Annotated in this window: 24 protein-coding genes; 3 read left to right on the plus strand and 21 right to left on the minus strand. The window is 72.9% G+C overall.

What is annotated here, in order from left to right:
* Positions 1 to 951 precede the first annotated feature (951 nt).
* Genes menD through NITAL_RS02275 form a run of 3 tightly spaced genes read right to left on the minus strand, consistent with a single transcriptional unit; the run spans position 952 to position 4,608 of the window.
* Entirely contained in the window at positions 952 to 2,712 is a 1,761-nt protein-coding gene (menD, locus tag NITAL_RS02265) for a 2-succinyl-5-enolpyruvyl-6-hydroxy-3-cyclohexene-1-carboxylic-acid synthase (protein ID WP_052664453.1), read from the minus strand.
* A 16-nt stretch (positions 2,713 to 2,728) separates the two neighbouring features.
* Positions 2,729 to 3,649, minus strand: a complete 921-nt coding sequence (locus NITAL_RS02270) for an o-succinylbenzoate synthase (protein WP_052669278.1) — start codon at positions 3,647 to 3,649, stop codon at positions 2,729 to 2,731.
* A gap of 47 nt (positions 3,650 to 3,696) precedes the next feature.
* Entirely contained in the window at positions 3,697 to 4,608 is a 912-nt protein-coding gene (locus NITAL_RS02275) for a 1,4-dihydroxy-2-naphthoate polyprenyltransferase (protein WP_052669280.1), read from the minus strand.
* A gap of 62 nt (positions 4,609 to 4,670) precedes the next feature.
* Here NITAL_RS02275 and NITAL_RS02280 point away from each other — a divergent pair, with 62 nt between their 5' ends.
* The gene (locus NITAL_RS02280; RefSeq protein ID WP_052664454.1) at positions 4,671 to 5,138 is read left to right on the plus strand and encodes a nucleotidyl transferase AbiEii/AbiGii toxin family protein; all 468 of its coding nucleotides are present in this window, start codon (positions 4,671 to 4,673) and stop codon (positions 5,136 to 5,138) included.
* 274 nt (positions 5,139 to 5,412) lie between these two features.
* Here the strand turns inward: NITAL_RS02280 and NITAL_RS02290 are convergent, their stop codons facing one another.
* A complete protein-coding gene (locus NITAL_RS02290; protein WP_052664456.1) occupies positions 5,413 to 6,315 on the minus strand; it encodes a 1,4-dihydroxy-2-naphthoyl-CoA synthase in 903 nt (300 codons plus the stop codon).
* Positions 6,316 to 6,428: 113 nt separating this feature from the next.
* On the opposite strand from NITAL_RS02290, the gene NITAL_RS02295 reads away from it, so the two are divergent.
* Complete coding sequence (locus NITAL_RS02295; RefSeq protein WP_083441139.1) at positions 6,429 to 7,601, plus strand: class I adenylate-forming enzyme family protein; 1,173 nt, start codon at positions 6,429 to 6,431, stop codon at positions 7,599 to 7,601.
* Between the two features lie 6 nt (positions 7,602 to 7,607).
* On the opposite strand, the gene NITAL_RS02300 is transcribed toward NITAL_RS02295, so the two are convergent.
* The 15 genes from NITAL_RS02300 to hemL form a co-directional block, all read right to left on the minus strand.
* Entirely contained in the window at positions 7,608 to 8,360 is a 753-nt protein-coding gene (locus tag NITAL_RS02300) for an anti-sigma factor (RefSeq protein ID WP_052664457.1), read from the minus strand.
* Between the two features lie 20 nt (positions 8,361 to 8,380).
* Complete coding sequence (locus NITAL_RS02305; RefSeq protein ID WP_083441140.1) at positions 8,381 to 8,977, minus strand: sigma-70 family RNA polymerase sigma factor; 597 nt, start codon at positions 8,975 to 8,977, stop codon at positions 8,381 to 8,383.
* Positions 8,978 to 9,004: 27 nt separating this feature from the next.
* A complete protein-coding gene (locus NITAL_RS02310) occupies positions 9,005 to 9,442 on the minus strand; it encodes a DUF4383 domain-containing protein (protein ID WP_052664458.1) in 438 nt (145 codons plus the stop codon).
* A 168-nt stretch (positions 9,443 to 9,610) separates the two neighbouring features.
* Positions 9,611 to 10,834 (minus strand): cytochrome c biogenesis protein CcsA, encoded by a 1,224-nt coding sequence (ccsA, locus tag NITAL_RS02315; RefSeq protein WP_052664459.1) that lies wholly within the window; start codon positions 10,832 to 10,834, stop codon positions 9,611 to 9,613.
* 15 nt (positions 10,835 to 10,849) lie between these two features.
* Positions 10,850 to 12,562, minus strand: coding sequence for a cytochrome c biogenesis protein ResB (resB, locus tag NITAL_RS02320; RefSeq protein ID WP_052664460.1), 1,713 nt, complete (start codon positions 12,560 to 12,562; stop codon positions 10,850 to 10,852).
* Positions 12,559 to 13,311 (minus strand): cytochrome c biogenesis CcdA family protein, encoded by a 753-nt coding sequence (locus tag NITAL_RS02325; RefSeq protein ID WP_052664461.1) that lies wholly within the window; start codon positions 13,309 to 13,311, stop codon positions 12,559 to 12,561. Before NITAL_RS02325 ends, resB begins: the two co-directional genes overlap by 4 nt.
* A 1-nt stretch (position 13,312) precedes the next feature.
* Entirely contained in the window at positions 13,313 to 13,879 is a 567-nt protein-coding gene (locus tag NITAL_RS02330; RefSeq protein WP_052664462.1) for a TlpA family protein disulfide reductase, read from the minus strand.
* A gap of 197 nt (positions 13,880 to 14,076) precedes the next feature.
* Entirely contained in the window at positions 14,077 to 15,045 is a 969-nt protein-coding gene (locus NITAL_RS02335; protein ID WP_052664463.1) for a hypothetical protein, read from the minus strand.
* Positions 15,042 to 16,043: a c-type cytochrome gene (locus NITAL_RS02340; RefSeq protein ID WP_052664464.1), complete on the minus strand. Its 1,002-nt coding sequence runs from the start codon at positions 16,041 to 16,043 to the stop codon at positions 15,042 to 15,044. Before NITAL_RS02340 ends, NITAL_RS02335 begins: the two co-directional genes overlap by 4 nt.
* A 28-nt stretch (positions 16,044 to 16,071) precedes the next feature.
* Complete coding sequence (locus NITAL_RS02345) at positions 16,072 to 16,686, minus strand: QcrA and Rieske domain-containing protein (RefSeq protein WP_052664465.1); 615 nt, start codon at positions 16,684 to 16,686, stop codon at positions 16,072 to 16,074.
* A 47-nt stretch (positions 16,687 to 16,733) separates the two neighbouring features.
* Positions 16,734 to 17,567: a cytochrome b family protein gene (locus NITAL_RS02350; RefSeq protein WP_052664466.1), complete on the minus strand. Its 834-nt coding sequence runs from the start codon at positions 17,565 to 17,567 to the stop codon at positions 16,734 to 16,736.
* A 60-nt stretch (positions 17,568 to 17,627) separates the two neighbouring features.
* Positions 17,628 to 18,404: a selenite/tellurite reduction operon b-type cytochrome ExtP gene (gene extP, locus NITAL_RS02355; protein WP_083441142.1), complete on the minus strand. Its 777-nt coding sequence runs from the start codon at positions 18,402 to 18,404 to the stop codon at positions 17,628 to 17,630.
* 12 nt (positions 18,405 to 18,416) lie between these two features.
* A complete protein-coding gene (locus NITAL_RS02360; protein WP_052664467.1) occupies positions 18,417 to 18,761 on the minus strand; it encodes an NADH-quinone oxidoreductase subunit I in 345 nt (114 codons plus the stop codon).
* A gap of 56 nt (positions 18,762 to 18,817) precedes the next feature.
* The gene (locus tag NITAL_RS02365; protein WP_052664468.1) at positions 18,818 to 19,333 is read right to left on the minus strand and encodes a hypothetical protein; all 516 of its coding nucleotides are present in this window, start codon (positions 19,331 to 19,333) and stop codon (positions 18,818 to 18,820) included.
* 188 nt (positions 19,334 to 19,521) lie between these two features.
* Positions 19,522 to 20,814, minus strand: coding sequence for a glutamate-1-semialdehyde 2,1-aminomutase (gene hemL, locus NITAL_RS02370; RefSeq protein WP_052664469.1), 1,293 nt, complete (start codon positions 20,812 to 20,814; stop codon positions 19,522 to 19,524).
* A gap of 86 nt (positions 20,815 to 20,900) precedes the next feature.
* Here hemL and NITAL_RS02375 point away from each other — a divergent pair, with 86 nt between their 5' ends.
* The gene (locus NITAL_RS02375; RefSeq protein ID WP_157041567.1) at positions 20,901 to 22,235 is read left to right on the plus strand and encodes an alpha/beta hydrolase; all 1,335 of its coding nucleotides are present in this window, start codon (positions 20,901 to 20,903) and stop codon (positions 22,233 to 22,235) included.
* Here the strand turns inward: NITAL_RS02375 and NITAL_RS02380 are convergent.
* Both NITAL_RS02380 and hemB read right to left on the minus strand, forming a co-directional pair.
* Complete coding sequence (locus tag NITAL_RS02380) at positions 22,210 to 23,055, minus strand: glycerophosphodiester phosphodiesterase family protein (RefSeq protein WP_083441143.1); 846 nt, start codon at positions 23,053 to 23,055, stop codon at positions 22,210 to 22,212. The genes NITAL_RS02375 and NITAL_RS02380 overlap by 26 nt on opposite strands.
* Positions 22,941 to 23,942: a porphobilinogen synthase gene (gene hemB / locus NITAL_RS02385; protein ID WP_052664471.1), complete on the minus strand. Its 1,002-nt coding sequence runs from the start codon at positions 23,940 to 23,942 to the stop codon at positions 22,941 to 22,943. The genes NITAL_RS02380 and hemB overlap by 115 nt, the downstream gene beginning before the upstream one ends.
* Between the last annotated feature and the right edge of the window lie 16 nt (positions 23,943 to 23,958).

Consider the following 23,958-nt stretch of genomic DNA (forward strand, 5'->3'; position numbering starts at 1 on the left):
CGGGGACCGCCCAGGCACGACGCCGTGACCCCGATGCTCAGATGCAGTCTGATGACTGCATCCGCGTCGCCGCTCGCCGGTCGACACGGCCGGCCCGGAGGTGGAGCGGGTGGGCGCGGCCGGGACCGCATCCATCTGCTCCACCTGCGGCCAGCGGCGCCCCGGCGGACGGGGCACCACGCCCGTACGAGCTATGCGTCCCGGCGGTTCTGCACCGGTCGGTTGCCCCTGGTTCCGGAGCGATGCCGCGGCATCGCTCCAGTGGGAGACCACGAGCACGTCGAGGTGCGCTTCGTCACCCGCTGAGCTCGTCAGCGCCCGCGACCGCGACCCGGCCGCCACGCTCGTAGCCGCACGTGCGGTTGCAACCGGTAGCCAACGCCCACCTCAGCACGTGCGGTTGCAACCGGTAGCGAACGCCCGTTGCTGCGCATCCCTTCGGGCCCATCCATCAACACCCGCTGCCGAACTCAGGCGACCCTCCCGCCGGAGGCGCGGACGAGATCCCTCAGGGATCGAGGAGCACGCACGGCGCCGGGAGACCGCAGGTCGCCCAGCGACCGAGGACGACCCTCCCGCCGGAGGCGCGGACGAGATCCCTCAGGGATCGAGGAGCACGCACGGCACAGGGAGACCGCAGGTCGCCCAGCGACCGAGGACGACCCTCCCGCCGGAGGCGCGGACGAGATCCCTCAGGGATCGAGGAGCACGCACGGCGCCGGGAGACCGCAGGTCGCCCAGCGACCGAGGACGACCCTCCCGCCGGAGGCGCGGACGAGACCCTCAGGGATCGAGGAGCACGCACGGCGCCGGGAGACCGCAGGTCGCCCAGCGACCGAGGACGACCCTCCCGCCGGAGGCGCGGACGAGACCCTCAGGGATCGAGGAGCACGCACGGCGCCGGGAGACCGCAGGTCGCCCAGCGACCGAGGACGACCCTGGATCGGACCCTCAGCCGAGTGCGTCGTGGACGGCGCGGGTGAGGCGGTCGTGGAGCTGGCGGTTGGCTTCGCGGTCGGTCCGCACGTGGACCAGGTGGATGCCGCCGGCCAGGCGGGTGCGGGTCAGGACGGTGGGCAGGTCGCTGGCGAGGTCGATCCGGTGGTAGCCGAGCTCATGGAACGCGGCGAGGTGCGACAGGTCGCGACCGTGCGGGGTTCCGAAGACGCGCTCGAAGGACGCCGGGTAGGCGGCCTGCGGCAGGAAGGAGAAGATGCCGCCGCCGTCGTTGTCGAGCACCACGAAGGTGCAGTCGACGCGCTCGAGGTCGGGTGACAGCAGGAAGCCGTTGCTGTCGTGCAAGAGGGTCAGGTCGCCGACCAACGCGACGGTCGGCTGCCGCCGGGCCCCGTCGCTGGTCGCGTCCGCGATGGCGATCCCGAGCGCCGTCGACACCGTCCCGTCGATCCCGGAGGCTCCTCGGCTGGCGAGGACGCGCAGGCCCTCGCGGGGGCACATCACCTGGTCGAGGTCGCGGATCGGCATCGACGACCCGACGACCAGGGTGGTCCCGTCGGGCAGCGCCGCGGCGAGGTCGCGTGCGGTCCGCGGCTCGGAGGGGAGGTCGCCGTCGTCGAGCACCGCGGCCACGGCATCGGCAGCGGCCGCGTCGGCGGCGGCCCACCCGTCGGCCCACTCCGACGAGGCAGGTACGGCGAGCTCGTCGACCAGCTCGGTGCAGGTGGCGGCGACGTCGGCGACCAGCAGGTGGCTGACGGCGCGGTCGGGGTCGTGCCACCCGCCGTCGGGGTCGATCAGCACCTGCGGCACGTCGGGTCCGAGCAGTGACGCGACGTTGCGCGACACCCCCGTGCGGCCGATGCGGATCACGAGGTCGGGTCGGTGCGCCCGGGCGAAGCCAGCGTGGCCGAGCAGGTGGTGGGCGTGGGCCAGCGCGCCGGGCAGCCGGGCGCCCGAGGGCGGTTCGGCGATCACGGGGTAGCCGGTGGCGCGGGAGAGCGCGTGGATCGGACCCGCGGGGGCGGTGGTCTGCCCGACCACGATCAGCCCGCGTTCGGTCGCCACCAGCCGTCCGGCGAGGACGGCGAGCTCGCCCGGCGCCGCGTGGCGTGGCGTTCGGGTGATGCTGACCCACGGGCGACGTTCGGGTCGGCCGTCCAGCGACGCCGAGAACGGCTCCGCCCGCGTCCGGCCGTCATCGCTCGCCGGGACGGTGGGCTCACGGAACGGCAGGTTCAGGTGCACCGGACCGGCCGGGCCGGCGAGGCCGAGTGCCTCGCCGACGGCACGTGCCGCCATCGACCGCCAGTGCGCCACCGCCCCCGGGTGGTCGTCGGCAGCACCGGCCTCGTGGAACCAACGCACGCTACGCCCGAACAGGTGGAGCTGGTCGATGGCCTGGTTGGCTCCCGTCCCGCGCAGCTCGGGTGGGCGGTCGGCGGTCAGCAGCAGCAGCGGGACGGCACCAGTGTGGGCCTCGACCACGGCCGGGTGGAGGTTGGCGACCGCCGAGCCGGAGGTGACCACGACCGCGGCGGGTCGTCCGGTGGCGCGGCCGAGGCCGACGGCGAGGAAGCCGGCCGAGCGCTCGTCGACCTGGACGTGCAGGCGCAGCCGAGGGTCGTCGTGCAGCGCCATCGCGAGGGCGGCGGACCGCGAGCCGGGCGCGAGGACCGCGTCGGTGACACCGCAGCGCGCCAGCTCGTCCACGAGGACCAGCGCCAGGGCGTGGGACGGGTTCTGGGCCTGCAAGCGGGTCCCTCCGGGATCAGGTGTGCAGGTGCGCGGACGCTGCGGCGAGGCGCTCGAGCAGGGCCATCGAGACGTCCGGCTCGGGGGTCGCCTGGTCGAGCGAGGCCCGGTCCGGGGTGACCCGACGGACCTCGAGGTGACCGTCGAGCGGGGTGAGCGGCTGGTCGGTGACGTCGGCGGACAGCAGCGTCGCGGTCCCGAGGCCACAGGCGTAGGGCAGCTCGGGCAGGGCCGCTGCCAACGCGACCCCGGCAGCGAGGCCGACCGAGGTCTCCAGCGCCGAGGACACGACGGCGGGCAAGCCGGCCGCGTCGACGACCTCGAGGGCGCGGACCACCCCGCCGAGCGGCTGCACCTTGACGACGAGGACGTCAGCGGCGTCGAGCCCCGCGATCCGGAGGGGGTCCTCGGCGGTCCGCACGGATTCGTCCGCTGCCAGCGGTACCGCGACCCGCGACCGGACCTCCGCCATCTCCCCGAGGGTGGCGCACGGCTGCTCGACGTACTCGAGGCCGGCCGCGGCCGTGTCCAGACGCCCGATGGCGAGCACGGCGGTCTCCACGTCCCAGGCGGCGTTCGCATCGACGCGCAGGGCACCGGTGGGGCCGAGCGCATCCCGGACCGCGGCGACCCGCTCGACGTCGAGGGCGAGGTCCTGACCGGCCTCCCCGACCTTGACCTTCGCGGTCGTGCACCCGCTGCGGGCCACGAGGTCGTACGCGGTCGCCGGGTCGACGGCCGGGACGGTGGTGTTGACCGGGACGCGGTCGCGCACGGGTGTCGGGAACGGGGTGCAGGCCGCCTCGCGGGCGGCGGCCAGCCACCTGGCGGCGTACGCGGGGCCGTACTCCTCGAACGGCGAGAACTCCCCCCACCCGGCGGGGCCGCGCAGTAGGACACCGCTGCGCGAGGTCACCCCCCGGAACCGCAGGCGCATCGGGAGCTCGAACGGCGCCAGCTCGGCGACCTCGCCCCGGCCTCCCGTCACCGGCCACCCCCGGTCAACAGCAGGGAAGCGGTCAACAGCAGGGCGAACACCAACTGCGCCTGCGCCGTGTGCCCGAGCGCGGCGATCAGGCGCGGGCCGAGCGGCGCATGGCGGACCAGCTCGACACCTCGCCAGACGACCACGATCGCCAGGAGGGGAGCCAGCAGCCAACCCTCCCCCGTCACCAGCACCAACGGCACGAGCCCGGTGAACGCCACCGCCACGAGGACGACGTACAGCAGGCGGGTCCGGGGCTCGCCGAGACGGACCGCCAACGTGCGCTTGCCCACCTCGGTGTCCGACGGGATGTCACGCAGGTTGTTGACCACCAGCAGCGCGGTCGCCAGGCACCCCATCGGCAGCGATGCGAGCACCGCCACCATCGTCACGCCGCCGTCCTGGACGTAGGCCGACCCGACCGTCGCGACCACGCCGAAGAAGACGAAGACGAAGACCTCACCGAGCCCGGCGGAGGCGTACGGGCGCGACCCGCCCGAGTAACCGAGGGTGGCGAGGACCGCGGCCACGCCGACGAGCAGCAGCTCCCACCCGACGAGGGCCGCCAGCGCCAGGCCGGCGAGGGCAGCGACGACGAGCGTGAGCGCGATCGCACGCTTCATCGCGGACGGCGCGACGAGGCCGGCAGCGACCACCCGGCGCGGGCCGGTCCGGGCCTCGGTGTCGACGCCCTTGACCCCGTCGAAGTAGTCGTTGGCGAAGTTGACCGCCACCTGGAGGGTCAGCGCCACGGTCAGCGCCAGCAGGAACCGCACGACCGACAGGCCACCGGGGGCCACCTCCGCCGCTGCGGTCCCCACGAGCACGGGCGCGACGGCAGCGGGCAGCGTCCGGGGACGCGCTGCCTCGATCCAGATCCGCGCGCCCGGAGCGCCGCTCGTGGTCGTCATCCCCACCAGCGTAGAGGTCCACCGGGCGCCGCCGACACCACGGCCACGTCTACCCTCCACGCATGCAACTCGACGACGTGCTCGCGGTCCTGGAGGCTCTCGAAGCCCAGGGGGTGGACTACGCGGTCATCGGGGCGATGGCACTGGCCGCGCACGGCCTGGACCGAGCCACGCGTGACCTCGACCTGTTCGTCGCGCCCGACGAGGAGAACGTCGCCCGGCTCCGCCGAGCGCTGCACAGCGTCTTCGAGGACCCGTCCATCGACGAGATCACCTCGGTCGACCTCGCCGGCGAGTACCCGGTGATGCAGTACGGCCCCCCTGACGTGGACTACAGCATCGACCTCGTGAGCCGGCTCGGTGACACGTTCGCGTTCGCGGACCTCGAGGTGATGGAGGTGGACGTCCGGGGTCGCACGATGCGCGTCGTCACACCGGCCACGCTGTACCGCATGAAGCGGGACACCGTCCGTGGCCGTGACCGGGACGACGCCGAACGTCTCCGTGACGCGTTCGACCTGGAGGCCTAGCCGTGCCGGTCCGTCGGTACCGCAGCATCGAGGAGGTGCCGGCAGCCCCGCGCGCCGCGACGCCAGAGGACGGCATCGCCGCCGCCTGTGCCGTCTCGGCGATCGCCGGGGCACTCGGTCCGAGCGCTCGCGCTCCCCGCGGGGTACGGCGGTTCCGCTCCGTCGAGGAAGCGGACGCCCACCGGCGCACCTGGGAGCTCCCGCGTCTCGGCAGGCAACGACCCGGCCCGGATCAGCCGAGCCGCAGCCGCGGGTCCGGTCGGTCATCGTCCGGTCAGTAGTGGTACGGGTAGGCCGACCAGTCGGGGTCGCGCTTCTGAAGGAAGCTGTCGCGACCCTCCTGCGCCTCGTCGGTGCCGTAGATCAGGCGCGTCGCCTCACCGGCGAAGACCTGCTGGCCGATCAGCCCGTCGTCGGGGAGGTTCATCGCGAACTTGAACATGCGCAGGGCCGTCGGCGACTTGCCCCCGATGCGGGCTGCCCAGTCGAGCGCGGTCGCCTCGAGCTGGGCGTGGTCGACCACGCGGTTGACCATGCCCATCCGGTGGGCGTCCTCGGCCGAGTACTCGTCACCGAGCAGGAAGATCTCGCGGGCGAACTTCTGGCCGACCTGCGTGGCGAGGTAGGCCGACCCGAACCCACCGTCCACCGACGCGACGTCGAGGTCCGTCTGCTTGAACCGGGCGTGCTCGCGCGAGGCGATGGTCAGGTCGCAGGTGACGTGCAGCGAGTGACCGCCACCGGCCGCCCACCCGGGGACGACCGCGATGACCGCCTTCGGCGAGAACCGGATCAGCCGCTGCACCTCGAGGATGTGCAGCCTTCCGGACCGCCCCGGATCGACCGACTCGGCGGTGTCGCCGGCCGCGTACTGGTAGCCGTCCCTGCCGCGGATGCGCTGGTCACCACCGGAGCAGAACGCCCACCCACCGTCCTTCGGCGAGGGGCCGTTGCCCGTCAGCAGCACGCACGCCACATCCGACGAGGTCCGCGCGTGCTCGAGCACCCGGTACAGCTCGTCGACGGTGTGCGGCCGGAACGCGTTGCGTACCTCGGGCCGGTCGAACGCGACCCGGACCGTGCCCTGGTCGACCGCCCGGTGGTAGGTGATGTCGGTCAGGTCCTCGAACCCGGGGACCTCGCGCCACCGGTCGGCGTCGAACAGCTCGGAGACCACGTCGCACGTCCTCCCATCGGGACCGCGCTGCGCCACCCGGCGCCCGCGTCCCGGAGCCTACGCTGGCGGTCCGCCGAGGCCGTCGGCGGCGACCGACCAGGCCAGGAGCGAGGGTGGCACGGCTGATCGCCCTCGAGGTGTCGGCGGACCCGCGTGCCGCGGGAGCGGTCCGCGACCGCTGGGAGGCGGGGGACGCGATCTTGCCCCTCGATCCGACTGCGCCGCGAACGGAGCTGGACGCCCTGCTGTCCGCCCTCCGTCCCGACCGGATCGCCACGCTCGACGACCCGGCGGGTCGGTCCCTGCCCGCACCGCTGCCGACGGCCGACGGCACCGCGCTGGTGGTCGCGACCTCCGGGTCGACGGGGACCCCGAAGGGCGTCGAACTGACCGACGCCGCGCTCGCCGCCTCGACGAGTGGCTCGCTGGCACGATTGCGGTGCCAGGACGGCGAGATCTGGCGGGTCCCGCTCCCCCTCCACCACGTCGCCGGCCTCACCGCCCTCCGGCGTGGGTGGGCCCTCGGGACGGATCCGGACGCGGTCGCCCCGGGCGACCTCGATGCCCTCCTCGCGCCGGGGGCCGACCGGGTCGCCGTCGTGCCGACCCAGCTGCACCGGTGGCTCGACCGTGACGCCGCAGCGGGACCACGGCGGGTGCTCCTCGGCGGCGCGGCAGCCAGCACGGAACTGCTCGCCCGCGCAGCCGCGGCGGGCATCGAGGTGACCACCAGCTACGGCATGACCGAGACCTGCGGTGGGTGCGTCTACGACGGACGGGCGCTCGACGGCGTCGAGGTCGAGGTCGCCGAGGACGGCCGGATCCGGGTGCGTGGCGCCGTCCGCTTCGCGGGCTACCGGGGCGACCCGGCGGCGAGCGCTGCCGTGCTCGACGACGAGGGATGGTTCACCTCCGGCGACCTCGGCCGGCTCGAGGCGGACGGCCGACTGACCGTCCTCGGCCGCATCGACGACGTGGTGATCAGCGGCGGCGAGAACGTGCCCCTGTCCGTGGTGGTCACCGCCCTGCGCAGCCACCCGGACGTCGCGGACGCCGCTGCCATCGGCCGACCGGACCCCGAGTGGGGGGAGGTCGTCCACGCGGTGGTGGTGCCACGTGACGGCGCTCACCCGCCGACCCTGGCGGCGCTGCGGGCGCACGTGCGTGGGCGGCACCCGGCGGCGTTCGCCCCCCGGGCCGTGACCGTGGTGGATGCGCTGCCCCGCGACGCGATGGGCAAGGCCACGCGAGCCGCCCTGCGAGCGGCCCTCGGTGAGCCCGGCTGACCCGGCTCAGGTGGTCGGCATCTCGACCACCATCAGCGGATCGGACGTCGGCACGGTGACCGGCTGACCGTCGGGTTCGATGGTCACCCCGAGCGCGGCCGTGGCGGCCAGGTCTCCCGCGACCACCCGGGTGGCACGGCCACGGTCGTCGACGTCGAAGGTGCCGGCCGGCTCGGCCGTGCCCTCGCCGTCGATGAGCCAGATGACGAAGTTGTGGTCCTCGGGCGCCGCCGCCATCCCGTTGACCAGGAGCACCGCCTCGCTGCGCGACGGCGACATGATCAGGCGCGCCACCTCGCTACCACGGGTCTCGATCTCGATGGTCTGCGCGTCGGCGGCCGCGATCACGTTGGTCACCTGGGAGGTCGTCGTCTCGATCTGGTCGATGCGGCTGCTGAGGTTGGCCACGATCGCCGACAGCCCGAGGATGGCGATGACAACCACCGCCGCGGCCGGGGCGATCACCGAGGACATCCACCGGCGCGACGGCGAGATGCGCGGCAGCTCCGGGCCTGACGGCACCCGCGACGGTGCCTCCTGGCGAACGTCGGCGATCTCGGCCATCACCGCGTCGCGGAGACCGGCAGGTGGCGTCACCGCCGAGGCCGCACCGAGGCGTGCCGCGGTGGCCTGCAGCTCGGCGACCTCCTGGGTGCACGCGTCGCAGGCGGCCAGGTGCGCCTCGAAAGCGCGCCGCTCGTCGTCGGGCAGGGCGTTGACGGCGTAGGCACCGGTCAGCGTGTGGATGTCGGGGCTCATGGGCGATCCTCCGAGGTAGCTCACGATGCCACCCCCATCGCGTCGCGAAGGCGGATCAGGCCGTCACGCATCCGGGTCTTGATGGTGCCGAGGGGTGTGTCGAGGAGCTCCGCTACCTCGCGGTAGGTGTACCCGCCGTAGTAGGCGAGCTCCACCGCTTCGCGCTGCAGGTCGGTGAGCGCCGAGAGCGCGCCGCGCACCTGCTCGTGCTCGAAGCGCAGCTCGACCTCCTCCGCGACCTCGTCGAAGGCGCGGACCTGGTCACGCTGTCCGATGCGATCGGTGCGGTCGCGGCTGGCCTGTTCGCTGCGGACCCGGTCGATGGCACGGCGGTGCGCCATCGTCAGGATCCAGGTCTGGGCCGAGCCGCGATCGGGGTCGAAACGTGTCGCCGTGCGCCACACCTCGACGAGGACCTCCTGAGCGACCTCCTCCGACTGCGAAGGGTCGCGGAGCATGCGCTTGACCACCCCGAAGACCAACCCCGAGAACCGGTCGAACAACGACCCGAACGCGGTCTGGTCCCCACGTGCGACCCGCAGCAACAGGTCCTCGTCGGTGATCGCCGGCTTCCCACCCGTCAGGGCGGTGAAGCGGCGTTTCCTGTCGGGTTCCACGCGGTGCCCTTCCGGGAGTGCGGGTGGCTAGCTGGGGGCGCGCTGACGGGGGGAGGCCGCGGCGCAGATGCTCGCGAGCGCGGCGGTGGCCAGGTGCAGGGCGTTGGACGGCGGGTTCAGGGCCAGCACGTTCGCCTCGGTCCCGACGAGCGCCATCCCGAGGAGGCCGGTGACGCCGAGCGCGGTGGCGGTGAGCATCGTCGCGACGCGGGCGGCCCCCGGCGAGGATCCCGAGGAACTCACGAGCGCGATGCCGATCAGCAGGTGCAGCAGGTTCTGGAGCGCGTTGACCTCGAACACCCACAGCATCGCGCCCGAGGTGCTGGTGAGGTCGACCAGACCGGTGAGGGCCAGCCCGATGATGCCGGCCGAGGCGTACAGGACACCTCCCCACCGCGCGAAGCGGACCGCCGGGCTCTGTCCCGTCTCAGGTGCGGTCCCCCCCACCAGCTGGCTGATGATCATCGTGGGTTCTTCTTCGCTCGCTCCGTCGGCGCCGGTTCCCCGGTGGCCTGCTCGACACCCTGCGGCTACGAGCACGGGAGTGGTTCGCAGTCGACGCCCCGACGGTTGCCTCGCAGGTGCGAGGACCACGACGACGCCACACGACCGCGTCCCGAGCGGTGGAGGAGGTCAGAGCCCCGCGTACGAGTGCAACCCGACGATCACCAGGTTCACACCCTGGTAGGCGAACATCAGCACCGCGAACGCCCACAGACCGATCCAACCGGCCGACCGGCCGCGAGCGCCGCGCGTGGCCCGGGCGTGCAGGTAGGCGGCGTAGGCGACCCAGGTCAGGAACGAGCCGGTCTCCTTGGGGTCCCAGCCCCAGAACCGGCCCCAGGACTGCTCGGCCCACATCGCGCCGGCGATGACGCCGAAGGTCCAGGCGAAGAACCCGAGCGCGATCGTGCGGTAGGCGAGGTTGTCGAGGGTGGCAGCGGGCGGCAGGAAGCCGACGAACCAGCGCGACAGCAGGGCCGCGGCCACGAGGGTGAGGTTGATCGTCAGGAAGCGCTGGATGCCCGTCGACAGGTCCAACGTCGGCGTGGCGATGTAGATCCACGAGACGGTGGAGGTGCCGAGGAAGGTGCCGATCGCCAGCTTCGGTGCCGAGATCCCGCGGCGGAGGGCCACGCGGTAGGCGGCCGCGTCGCTCGTCTGGACGACGGTGTCGCCGGGAGCAGCGTCCCCGAGCGTGTCCGGCGCGACCCGCTCGTCGACCGAGCTGGCATCGTCGGCCGACGTCAGGTCCGACACGTGCGCGGCGCCGACGGTCGAGCCCGAGGTGACCGCCGAGCGCCCTTCGGCGACGTACCGCTCCGCGGTGTCACGCAGCAGGTAGAGGGCCGTGAAGACGAACCCGACGGTCAGGATGCCTGCGGCGGCCACGATGATGCTCACGTGGAACGAACGCCACCAGGTGTCGAGGATCGGCTGGAGCGGGCCCGGGTCGCTGTAGGCGAGCATCGCCGAACCCACCACGAGCGTGGCCCCGAGCATCACGAAACCGAGGAGCTCGGGACGCTTGCGGATCACCACGAGGTAGACGATGCCGGCGATCGCGCCGGTCAGGGCCATCGCCGAGCTGAACTCGAACATGTTGCCGAGCGGCAGGCGCTGCTGGGCGATGCCGCGGACCACCTCGTGCGCGATGTGCGCGACCACGGCGAGCACGGCGAGCACGATCCCGAGCTGCTGGGCCCGCGTGCCCGGCAGCACCCGGCCGCTGCGCGAGCCCTCCGGGGCGGCCCGGGCGGTGAGCGCGTAGAGGTTCGCCCCCGTCGCGGCTACGTACAACAGCAGCGTGACGGGCGAGTACAGGAACCGTGACAGCTCGGCGAGGTCCTGTGGCACGTTCGGGCTCCCGGGTCAGGCGCGGCCGGAGGGGCGGCGGGCGGGTGGGCTACCGACAGTGGGCGTCGTCGCGTCCGGCGTCGAGCGCGGTGCGGGGTCGACCGGTGAGGCGTCGGTCGCGTCGGCGAGGGCACGCACGAGCTGCTCGTGCTCCTCCTCGAAGGCTTGTGGGCGCTGGAAGGCCCGGCCGCCGACGGTCACCAGGGTACGTCCCGACGCCGGGTCCGTGGACGCCGCTACCCACAGGCGGCGGCGGTAGGCGTACAGGGCCGGCCAGAGCCCGCCGAGCAGCATGACGGACGCCAACAGCAGCCACGGCAGCTGCGGACGGTTGGAGACCTGGAAGCCCACCCAGCGGCGCATCTCGTGGAACCGGATGGTCACGTCACCGTCGAGGGTGACCTCGCTGCCTGGCCGTAGGAACGCACCACCGCTCGACTCGAGCGCCGAGGTGTCGAGCTGCCAGACCGACTGCTGGGTGCGGCCGAGCTGGAGGTCGCCGCGGTAGTTGCGGACGATGGCGACCGGGGCCTCGTCCCACGGTGCGCCGGTCAGCTCGGGGCTGCCGCTGTCACCGTCGGGCGCGAACGGGTAGATGAAGACGTCGAGGCCGAGGTCCGGATCGGCGGAGGGGGCCTTGACCGCGGTGCGGAACGGCGGCAGCCCCCCGCTCTCGGCGCGGGCGACCACGAAGCCGTCGTGGACCACCTCGCCGTCGACCACGACCTCGATCCGCGGCGCGTACCCCCAGTCGAGCTGGGTGACCTTCATGCCCTCGAAGGTGACGGGCGCGTTGCCCTCGATGGTGGTGGTGGTCACCTCGCCGTCCCGGGACGTGACGGTCACGTCCGAGGCGAACGTGGTCGGCTGCCCCGCGCCGGGGGCGAGGGGGTCGCGGACCCAGTCGACGGTGAACGCGTCGAGCTCGAGGGTCCAACCCGCGTGGTCGTCCTCGCTCCACAGCCGTCCGGGATCACGGGTCCAGTACAGGGCTTGCGCGTCCGCGAAACCGGGTTCGCCCTCGACGACGCCGACCTGACCGGTGAAGCCCGACAGCTGACCGAAGACGACCGCGGCGAGGAGCACGTAGAACGACAGGTGGAACAGCAGCGAGCCACCCTCGCGCGACCAGAGGCCCTTCTCGGCGGCCACCTGCGGTGGGCCGCTCGGGCCGTCGTCACCTGGCCGGACCCGCCAGCGACGATCATCGAGCAACTCGCGCGCCGCGGCGTGGACCTCGTCCGGGGTGCGGTCGGTCACCCCGGTGGTGGCGAGCTCGGACCGGTCCGGGTAGCGGCTGCGCGGTGGGACCGACCGACGCACGAGGCGGACCCACGCCCGCACGCGCGGGATCATGCACGCCGTCAGCGACAGGTACAGCAGGAAGAGGGTGGCGAGGAACAGCGTCGACCCGTAGACGTCGAACAGGCCGAAGGTGTCGATGAGCGCGGCGACGGTCGCGCCGGGACCCTCCTCACCGGCGAGCCACCCGCGGACGGTCCCGGGGACGTTCGGCTCCTGCGGGATGACCGTGGCGAGCAGGGTCTCGATCGCGAGGACACCGAGCAGGTAGAGAGCCGTGCGCATGCGCACCAGCCACCGCCACCCCATGACCGTCGACTGCCAGACGAAGCCGAGCGGCCCGCGGGGGGCACCGGGCACCGATCGGCGCACGGCCGGGTTGGCCTCGGGCGGTGCCTGCGACTCCAGGTCGTCGAGCTGGCTCACAGGGGGGCCTCGAAGCCGCTGATCAGGGGCCGCAGGACGAAGATGAACCGGTCCCACAGGCCCGTGGCGATGGCCACGCCGACCAGGCTGATGAAGACACCGCCGCCGATCTGCAACCCCCGGGCGTTGCGCTTGAGGACGTCGAGGGTCCCCGACAGCCGGCGGAACAGCAGCCCGAAGAGGATGAAGGGGACCCCGAGGCCGAAGGCGTACACGAACCCGAGCGCGGCGCCGCGTCCGGAGGTGCCGCCGGACACCGAGGCCGACAGGGTGAGGATCGCGCCCGCTGCCGGCCCGAGGCACGGGGTCCAGCCGATCCCGAAGACGAACCCGAGGACGGGAGCGGTGGCCAACCCACGGGTCGGCGCCGTGTCGGCGAAGCGGGCCTCGCGGACCAGCCGTCCGGAGGCCATGAGCAGCCCGAGGACGGCCACGAGGGTGCCGAGGGCGATCCGGGCGCCGAGGTTGCGTTCGAGGAAGCTCAACGTGCCGGCGGCGAACCCGAGCATCACGAACGGGATCGCGAAGCCGGTCACGAACAGGATCGAGCCGACCAGCACCCGGCCGCGGGCGCGGGCACCACCGGCCTGGAGGTCCTGGCCGGACAGGCCCGTCATGTAGGACAGGTAGCCGGGGACCAGGGGCAGCACGCAGGGCGAGGCGAACGAGAGCAGGCCCGCCGTGAACGCGACCGCCGCCGCGACCAGGAGGTTCGCGTCGGAGATCAGCAGCTGCACCTGTTCGGCCACGTCAGCCCCCGTCGAGCAGATGCGAGGTGAGGACGGTCAGCTCGGTCGCGGTGGTGGCACCGAAGAGACGCGCTGCCACCCGCCCCTCGGCGTCGATGAGGATCGTCGACGGCATCGTGTTCGGACCGACGCCCTCGAAGGAGGCGGCGTAGGTGCCGGCGGGGTCGTGGATGGAGGGGTAGGGCGGCTCGAACTCGCGGACGTAGGCCAGCGCGTTGGCGGCCGGGTCGTTGACGTTGACCCCGAGGAAGGTGACCTCGCCGTCGAACCGCTCGGCCACCTCGTTGAGCTCGGGCTGCTCCACCCGGCACGGCCCGCACCACGAGCCCCAGAAGTTGACCACGACGGGCTGGCCCGCCCGCTCACTGAGCGACGTGGTCAGATCCTCGTCGCCGAGCACCGGTCCCTGCCCCGACGGCGCCGGCAGCCGGGCGTCCGGCGGGGTCAGGCACAGGCCCGGACGCACGCCGGGGATGCGTTCGCAGTCAGCGGCCGCGCTGCCGCCCCCCGACGTGCACCCGGCGGCGGCCAGGGCGAGGACGAGGACGAGGGCGACCAGGCGGGACACGGACGGTCCTGTCGAACCAACGGGAGGGTGGGGCACGGAGGAGGGTGGGCCGCGCGTGGCCGCGCCATCCGGGCGACCAGGGTGCCGAGCGATGGGGTCGGGTGCCAACCTGGGTGCGGTGGCGGCCCCGCCGACAGCCGACGGGCGCCGGCCCGGAGGGGCCGACGCCCGCGGGGTGCGTCAGGGGTGAGCAGTTGTCACTGCGCGATCGGGACGGCGAGGTCCTCGGGCTCTTCAGCGAGCTCGAGCGCGAGGCGCTTGTCCCGCAGCTCGAGCCGATCGAGCCAGAACAGGCTGCCGGCGAACCCTATGAGGCTGATGACGGTCCACAGCATGGACGGGAACCACTCGGCGCCGGGGTCGCGGAAGGCGAACCAGTCGGTCTCCTCGCCCACCGGCCACGCGGTCTCGATCTCCTCGCCGTCCTCGTCGGTGGTGGTCCGCAGGATCGGAACGCCGTCGGGGTCGACGAAGTTCGCCATGGTGCGGAAGCGCTGCGTGGCGACCGGGACGCCCTGGTCGTCGGTGATCCGTGGGTCCCCGACCGTGTCGGCGGTGTAGAAGGTCGGTGCCCGGCGCACGCCGTCGGCCTGGAGGGCAGGCTCCGACTCGATGAGGGCGGCGACGTCCTCCTCGAGGGCGGCGCGCGTCTCGGCACCGATCTGGGCGATGCCGTTCTCGTCCACCGGCAGGTACTGGTTGCTCATGACGTCGACGGCCGAGCCGACCGAACCGACCGTGTTGGCGTGGAGCGGGTCGGCCTGGAGACGCTCGGGGCTGAGGTCCTCGCGCCCGGTGTAGGCGACCACGTCCTGGAACGAGTCGGGGTCGTTGGAGGCCGGGTAGAACGACGCGCGCTCCGAGCCCTGCTCGAAGCCGTACCACTGGGCGTTGTAGTGCGAGGAGGTCTGGCCCGGCAGGTGGGTGATCCCGAGCGATGCGGGGATGCCCGGGCCCCCGAACCAGAAGAACACCCCGAGCAGGAAGCTGAACCCGAAGAAGGCGCAGCCGTACATGGCGGTCGCCTTCCTGAGCCCGTAGTTGGACCACAGGAGCAGGATGACCGAGCCGCCGAAGAACAGCAGACCGAGGGGGATGGAGAGGATCGATGCCGGGTGGTTCGCCGGGATGACCGTCTCGACCGCGAGGAACAGGGTGTCGCTCACTGGTCACCTTCCGGGTCGAGGGGGTGCGGTCCGAGCTGGCCGAAGCGGGGACCGCCGGTGGTCTGGATCGACTCGATGTGGTCGATGATCGCGTCGATCGCGTCGTCGGTCAGCTTGCCCTCGAACGGGGGCATCGGCGCCTTGCCGGGCACCATGCGTCCTTGGAGGATCGCCTGGCGGATGACCGCACGGGCCTGTTCGGCATCGTCGTCGGGGCCGACCCCGTACCGCTCGAAGACGTTGAGCAGGTTCGGGCCGACCACACCCTGCCCCTCGGCGCCGTGGCACCGGGCGCAGTTGTCGCCGAAGAGGTCCTCGCCGGAGCGACCGACGAACGCCTGGGCATCGATCGGTGCGACCTCACCGGTCTGCACCGACAGGATGTAGGTCGCGATCTGGTTGAGCTCGTTGTCGGAGTACTGGCCACCGGCGCCCACGCCGAACGCGGGCATCGGCGTCCCGGGACGACCGTTCTCGAGCGTCATGATGATCAGCTGGTAGGGGTCCTCGACGATCTCGGACCCCTCGTAGCGCGCGACGATGTTGTCCAGCGCCGGCGCGGGCCACGGGGCGGTGATGTCCGCGTCCGGGTTCGGGGCGCTGCCGCCGTCGAGGTTGACGCCGTGGCACGAGGCGCAGGCGGCCTGGAACAGCTCGCGACCCTTGGCGACGTCGGCGTTGTAGAACTCCTCGTTGCGGTCCGCGATGCGCGTCGGCTCGATGACCCAGTAGAGCGGCAGGAACAGCGCGGAGAAGACCGCGAAGGCCACCCCCCACGCCATCGCGCGCTCCATCCCGGTGGTCTCCAGCTCCTCGTCGGAGTGGTAGGGACGCATGGACAGCGGGATGTCACCGTGACGCTTGGGACCCCGCCGGTCCTTGCCCGGGCCCACCAGGAAGTAGGCGACGCCGAAGCCGACCAGCGCGACCACCAGGATGATGATCGGGGCGGCCCCGCCGCTGCCGCCGCCCTCGGCGGCCAGGAACAGGTTGGACATGTCGGTGGTTCCCCTCGCTGACGGACGGTCAGGCGTCGACGCAGTTCGGCCCCTCCTGGGGCTGTTCCAGCGCGTTGGCCGTGCGGGCGGGCCCGGTGATCATGTCGCCGAGGTCGACCACGAACATGCCGGTCCCCTCGTCGACGAAGGAGCTGTACCGGTCGAGGCCACGCGGTGCGGGACCGCCGGTGTACTCGCCCCACCGGTTGTACCGCGAACCGTGGCACGGGCACTCGAACCACTGGGAGGTCTGGCACCAGGGCACCGCGCACCCGAGGTGCACACACTGCTGGGAGTTGAGCGCCATCAGGCCGACCGAACCGTTGACGATCGCGTGGTCCTCGCCGTACAGGTTCATCGCCGTCTCGTTCGACGGGTCCCAGGTCACGATCGAGATACCACCGGCGGGCACGCGGACCGGCGTCCGGGTCGACTGGATCTCGGCAGCGAGCTGCTCGGCGTCCTCGAGCGGCACCTGGCCGGTGAGCTCGTCACCGGGACGCGGGTAGAGGAAGCCCAGGGAGGCCAGCCCGAAGCCGCCGAGCCCCGCGCTGACGGCACCGAACATGCCGTAGCGCAAGAAGGCACGGCGCTCGACGCGCGGGAGGTCGAGGCGACGGGTGCTCTTGGCGTCGTCTGCCATGGTCAGGTGCTCCTCACGGGGTCGCGGGCGACCCCGGGTCGGGAGGGTCAGAGCGTGAAGCCGAGGCCCTGCGTGAACGGCCAGGCCCACTCGTAGCCGGCGCCGCGCAGGAACGAGCCGATGATGACGAGGATGCCCCAGAAGGCCATGAAGAAGGTGAACGCCATGTTGGCGGTCTTGCGGTTCTCGGGCCGTGCGGAGGGGTTCTTGTCGACGTACGGGGCGGCCATGAGCCCGACGAGGAAGACGCCCGGCAGGGTGACGCCGGCGATCATCGGGTGGAAGTAGCGCAGCAGCTCCTGGAGGCCCATGAAGTACCACGGCGCCTTGTTGATGGCCGGGACCTCGTTGGGGTTGGCGAGCGAGCCGAGCGGGGCGTCGAGGAAGAAGGAGACCACCAGCAGCAGGGAGCCGACCGCCAGCAGGGCGACGAACTCCACCAGCAGCAGGTGCGGCCAGGTGTAGACCTTGTCCATCTGCTTGGACTGGACCTGCTGGATACCGGCCGGGGGCACGAGGGCGAGCATGCGGTGGGTGTGCTGGCTGGCGGCGGGGACGCCGATCGAACCCGAGTCGCCGTTGCCGAGCGACGCGGCCACCCGGGCGGCACGTTCCTCGGGGGTCAGACGCCCGCCGCCCCCGCCGGCGTCGGCCGGTGCGGCGGTCTTGGTGGCCACGCCACCGCCACCCTGGTTGGAACGGAACGCCTCGAGCTTGGCAGCGGCCTCGTCGGCCGGACGCGGCCCGAGGGTCTGACCGTCGCCGATCTTCGCTGCGCGGACGGTGGCGGCCTTGGCCTTCGCGCGGGCCATCCGCTCCGACATGCCCTCGCCGATCAGACGGTCGTAGACCGCCTGATCCATCTGGACCTCTTCCGACATCGCTCTACCTCTCGTCACCTACGGGTTCGGGCCGGGCGGGCCCGGTGGCCGGCAGGTGCGTCACAGGGGTCCGGAGATGCCGCCGTCCTTGCGGATCCGCCAGAAGTGGACCGCGAGGAAGACGACGGTGACGAACGGGATGAAGAGCACGTGCAGCACGTACCACCGCAGCAGGGTCGCGGGGCCGATCGACACGCCGCCGAGGAGCACGAACTGGACCTGGTCCCCGAACACCGGGGTGTAGCCCATCATGTTGGTGCCGACGGTGACCGCCCAGAGCGCGAGCTGGTCCCACGGCAGCAGGTAGCCGGTGAAGGACAGCAGCAGCGTCAGCAGCAGGAGGATGACGCCGACCACCCAGTTGAACTCGCGCGGCGGCTTGTAAGCACCGTGGTAGAAGACCCGCGCCATGTGCAGGAACACGGTGAAGACCATGGCGTGGGCACCCCACCGGTGCATGTTGCGCACCAGGTTGCCGAAGGTGACCGACGCCGACAGCTCGCGCATGTTGAGGTAGGCGAGCTCGGTGCCGGCACCGGCAGCGGGGGTGTAGAAGAACATCAGGAAGATGCCGGTGATGGTCAGCAGGATGAACAGGAAGAAGCTGAGGCCACCGAGGCAGTAGGTGTAGGTGAGCTTGAGACCGTGCCGCTTCACCTTCACCGGGTGCAGGTGGTAGAGCACGTTGTTCATCGCCGCGAGGGCGCGGTCCCGCGACGTGTCGCGGTAGCCCTTGCGGTAGATGGAGCCCGGCCGGAAGATCGACTTCCAGATGACGTTGTCCTGGACGCTCGCCTTCGCGTCCCCGTAGCTCGGCAAGCTCGGTCGCTTGGCCACTTGTACGTGCTCCTAGTTGTCGGTCCGCCCGAGCCACAGCGCGTCGGAGGGGCAGCGCTCCACGCAGATGGCGCAGCGGGTGCACTCGTTGTCGTCGATGATGAAGACCGCGTGGGACTGCGACGCCAGCGTCACCAGTTCAGGGTTGTCCGCATCGCGGATGATCCCGGGCGACATCATGTAGATGCACTCCCAGGGACAGACGTCCTCACAGGCGCGGCACAGGATGCACAGCTCGGCCGTGAGTCCGATGTGACGCTTCGGCTTGACACGCTCCTGGAGCCACTGCGCGTCGACCTGCTGGACGACGTAGTCGTCGAACATCAGGGGGTGCTCACCCTTGTCGGTCTTCCCCACGTCGTCCCTCCTTCCGGTGCTCGGTGCGTCGTCGCCGACGCGTGGTGGTCAGCGGCTCACTTGTAGCCGCCGGCCTCCGGCTTGACCTCGCCGGCGGCGAGGGTCTTGGGGTAGCTCTTCTGCACCCGCAGGAACAGCCACAGGCTCAGGACGATGCCGCCGATCATCAGGACCGCGACGACCGAGTCCGCGATGACCCCGTAGAGGTTCGAGGCGATCTCGACGCGGTAGTCCTCACCCACGTCGAAGCCCGCGGACGCCGGGATGATGCGGTCCGACAGGACGTTCTCGTTGGCCTCGACGAACTGGATCCAGGCGTGCGGGAGGACGCCGTGGACCCACCAGACGAAGGTCGAGGCGCCCATGACGCCCATGGTGGCCGAGAACCACTCGCGCCGTCCGTGGGTGATCTTCGCCAGGTACAGGGGGAGCGCCATCAGCGGTCCGAGCCACAGGATCATGATGGCGGCACCGACCCAACCGCGGCCGAGGCCGGCGGGGTCGCCGAACTGGTAGAGCGCACGCAGGGCCTCGGGCGCGGCAGCGCCGAACTCGCGGAACCACTCCAGCACGCGAACTGCCTCTCATCGAGCCGGTGGAGGGGCCACCGATCCGGGTTCGATCCGCTTCGCTCCGGGGGGAGCGGCGGTCCTGCGCCACCGCCAGGGCCGGAAGGCACGGGCGGTGGCCGGGAGGGTACCGAAGGGCCCCGAACGCGACCAAAAGGCCCGTGGCCCTGAGCGGTCCCCGGCACGCGCCCTCAGCGGGCGAGCTCGGCTGCTGCGCCGGCTGCGGCCTCGGCGATGCGCTCCAGCGCCAGCTCGTCCAGCGCCAGCGACGTGAAGACGACCTCGTAGCCGGACGGAGCCAGGTAGACGCCGCGGTCCAGCATCGCGTGGAAGAACCGGCCGTAGGCGGCGTGGTCCGCCGCCGCGACGTCCTCGTAGCGGCGGGGCGGCGCCCCGGCGAAGACCACCCCGGCGAGCGTGCCGTGCTGGAGGACCTGGTGGGCCACCCCGGTCCCGGCGAAGGCGGCGCGCAGGTCCGCCACAACCCGGTCGGTGGTGCGCTGGAGCTGTGCGTAGACGTCCGGCTCGTCGATCAGGGTGAGCTGCGCGAGGCCGGCGGCCACGGCCACGGGGTTCCCCGACAGCGTCCCGGCTTGGTAGACCGGACCCACCGGCGCGAGGTGGTCCATGAGGTCGGCGCGTCCACCGAAGGCGGCCAGCGGGAAGCCGCCCCCGAGGACCTTGCCGAGGACGGTGAGGTCCGGCGTGACCCCGTGGAGCTCCTGCGCACCCCCGCGCGCGAGCCGGAAACCGGTGATGACCTCGTCGAAGACCAGGAGGGCGCCGCTGCGGTCGGCCTCGGCGCGCAGGAACGCGAGGAAGCCCTCGTCCGGCGGCACGAGGTTCATGTTCGCCGGGACCGGCTCGGCCAGGATCGCGGCCAGGTCGTCCCCGTGGGCGTCGACGGCGGCCGCGACGGCCTCACGGTCGTTCCAGGGCACGAGGACGGTGTCGGCGGCGGCGCCCACCGTGACCCCCGGGGAGCCGGGGATGCCGAGGGTGGCCACCCCCGACCCGGCGGCGACCAGCAGCGCATCAGCGTGGCCGTGGTAGTGGCCGACGAACTTCAGCAGCTTGCTCCGCCCGGTCGCCCCCCGGGCGAGCCGGACCGCGCTCATGCCGGCCTCGGTCCCCGAGCTGGTCAGCCGCAGCTTCTCGACCGACGGCACGGCGGCGGTGACCCGTTCGGCCAACTCGACCTCGGCCTCGGTGGGCGCCCCGAACGACGACCCGAGCTCGAGCGCCGCGCGGGCCGCCGCGATCACCTCGCGCCGAGCGTGCCCGAACAGCAGCGGGCCCCACGAGCTCACGAGGTCGACGTAGGTGCGCCCGTCGGCGTCCTCGATGGTCGCCCCGTGCCCCCGGCGGATGAAGCGGGGGGTACCACCGACCGAGTCGAACGCGCGGACCGGCGAGTTGACCCCGCCCGGGATGACGGCCTGGGCACGCGCGAAGAGGGCGGCGGACGCGGGGCTGTGCGACACGGTGACTCCGTGGACGGCGGTCGGTCTGGCAGGGTGCACCCGACGGGCGGCGGGACCCGTCGGGCGAGGAGCGAGCGTAGGTGGTCGTGAGGGGCGCGAGCAGCGGAGGCCAGGGTGGTCGGCGAGCCACCACCTGGCTCCCCCGGGCACGACGTCGACGGGTCCCCGCGACGGCGGCCATCACCGACCGGCGCCGCCGGGCCGCGACCCTCGCCGGCGGCGGGACGGCCGCCCTGCTCGCCGCAGCCGCCGGCGGTGCGACCTGGTACTACGCCGACCGCATCACCGAGCGCCCCGGCCGACGCCCGGTGGCGCCGCTGCCCGACGACGGCGTCCAGGTGCGCGACGTCGAGGGCGACGAGGTCGTCCTCGCGGGGCCGGCCGCGATGCGGCCCGGTTGGTGGGGCCTGCCCACCGCCAACGGGTGGGCGCGGATCGGGCCGCCCGCGGGCGAGGTCGTCCTGGATCCGTCCGAGCCCGAGCTCGCCGACGTCACCGTCGGGGTGCGCCGCCCCGTGGAGCTGCTGGTCGGCGAGGTGGGGCCGGGCGACACCGGCCAGCTGGACCCCGAGGCGATCCCGGACGACCCTCGCGACCTCGGCCTCGAGGTGGTCGACACCTCGGTATCCGGCCCGCTCGGCGAGCTGCCCGCGTGGTGGTTCCCCGCGCCCGACGTGCCGCCCCACAGCACGGTCGCGGTCCTCGTGCATGGCCGCAGCGGGTCGCGCCGCGAGGTCGTTCGGTGGGTCCCGACCTTCCTGGCGGCGGGCGTGTCGTGCCTCGCGCTGTCGTACCGCAACGCACCGGGGGCCCCGCGCTCCCCCGACGGGCGCAGCCACCTCGGTGCCACCGAGTGGGAGGACGTCGCCGCCGCGGTCGAGCTCGTGCTCACCGAGCACGGCGCCCGCGACGTGGTCCTCCTCGGCGTGTCCATGGGCGGCGCCTGCATCGCCGAGCTGCTGGCCCGCAGCGGGCTCGCGGCCCGGATCCGGGCCGTCGTCCTCGACGCGCCCGTCCGCCACTGGGGCCCGGTCCTGCGGGCTGCCGCCCGGCAGCGGGGCCTGCCTTCCGCGGTCGTGCCGGTGCTGCTGCCCCCGACCATGGCCCTCGCGGGTGCCCGCGGCCGGATCGACTGGCGCGGGCTCGACCACCTCGACGATCCCCGCCGCTACGCCCTCCCGACACTGCTGATCCACGGCGAGCTGGACGCGGTGGTGCCCGTCTCCCTCTCCGACGCCTTCGCGGCAGCCCGACCGGACGTGGTCACCTACCACCGGGTCCCCGGTGCCGGCCACGTGCGGACCTGGAACGTCGACCGGCCCGGCTGCGAGGCGGCGCTGGCCCGGTTCCTCGACGGGGTGCTGCGAGGTCAGCGCACCCCGCCCCTGCGGATCGTCAGGGGCGGACGCGCTCGAAGATGACGTTGTCCGCGAGCTCGCGGGCACGCTCGAGCTCGGAGGTGCTGGTGACCGTCCAGGTCACCAACGCGCCCCCGGCCTCTCGCCACCGGTCGGTCACCTCGCCGGGGAGCCCGCCCAGGTCGTAGCTGACCGCGTGGGGGGCGGACGCCTCGAGGTCGGCCAACCGGGCCAGCCGGCGACGCACCGACGAGGGCAGGGGGGAGCTGTCCAGCGGCCCCGCCGTGAGCACCCGGACCGCGCTCGGCCGGTGACGGCGGAACCACCGCGTCGTCGCCGGGTTGAACCCGGCGACGCACCACGGTCCGGCGTGGCCGTCGAGGACCTCGGCCACGGCCCGTTCCAGCGCGCCGCCCCGCAGCCTCGGTTGCTTGCACTCGACCATGACCGGGGTGTCCCCGAGCACGTCGAGCGTCTCGGCCAGGGTCGGGACGGTCTCCTGCGTGCCGAACACGGGCATGGTCGCCAGGTCGGCAGCGGTGACCCGCCCCACCCGCGCGCGGTGGCCGGTCGTGCGCTGCAGGTCACGGTCGTGGACCACCACCGGCACGCCATCGACGGTCAGGTGGACGTCCAGCTCGACGCCGTAGCCGGCGTCCCGTGCCGCGGCGAAGGCGGGCAGGGTGTTCTCGACCAGGTCGCCCCCGTGCAGCCCGCGGTGTGCCAGCGGGGTGTCGACGAGCCACGACGGGGCGACGGTCGGCGTCGTCAGCGGTCGACCGCCTGGGCGAGTTCCAGCGCCGCGTAGGTCAGGACCTGGTCGGCCCCGGCCCGGAGGATGGACGTGACCGCCTCGCTCATCGCCGGACCGCCCTCGAGCCACCCGCGCTCGGCGGCGGCCTGGATCATCGCGTACTCCCCCGACACCTGGTAGGCGGCCACCGGCAGGTCGCTGCGGCGGCGAGCCTCGGCGACCACGTCGAGGTAGGCCATCGCCGGCTTGACCATCAGCACGTCGGCACCCTCGGCGGCGTCCAGGTCGAGCTCGAGCCGGGCCTCACGACCGTTGCGCGGATCCATCTGGTGGCTCGAACGGTCCCCACCGTCGACGACCGCCGAGCCCGCCGCGTCACGGAACGGCCCGTAGAAGGCCGACGCGTACTTGGCGGCGTAGGCGACGACGCCGACGCGTTCGTGACCGGCACCGTCGAGCCCCGCACGGATGGCGGCCACCTGACCATCCATCATCCCGGAGGGAGCGACGAGGTCCACCCCGGCGTCGGCGTAGGCCACCGCGTCGCGCACGTAGCCGTCCACCGCCGGGTCGTTCAACACCTCGCCGTCCGGCGCGAGCGGACCGCAGTGACCGTGGTCGGTGTACTCGCACTGGCACACGTCGGCCCACACCACGAGGTCGTCGCCGACCCGCTGCTTGATGGCGCGCACCGCGGTGGGGACCGGGCCGTCCGGGTCCCAACCGGACGAGCCCACCGCGTCCTTGGTCGCGGGGATGCCGAACACGATCACGCCCCCGAGGCCAGCCTCGACCGCCTCGGTCGCGACCTCGACCACGGACCGGGTGGTGTGCTGCCGGACGCCCGGCATCGAGGCGATGGGCGTGGGCTCGTCGGCACCGCCCTGACGCACGAACACCGGCAGCACCAGTTGTGCCGGGTGGAGCCGGGTCTCGGCGAACGCCCGCCGGAGCGCGGGCGTGCGGCGGAGGCGACGCATCCGGGTCGTCGGGAAGGGCACGCGCACCTCGGGCATCTCGCGGCGACGGCGC

Source organism: Nitriliruptor alkaliphilus DSM 45188 (genome assembly GCF_000969705.1).
Classification (GTDB): Bacteria; Actinomycetota; Nitriliruptoria; order Nitriliruptorales; family Nitriliruptoraceae; genus Nitriliruptor; species Nitriliruptor alkaliphilus.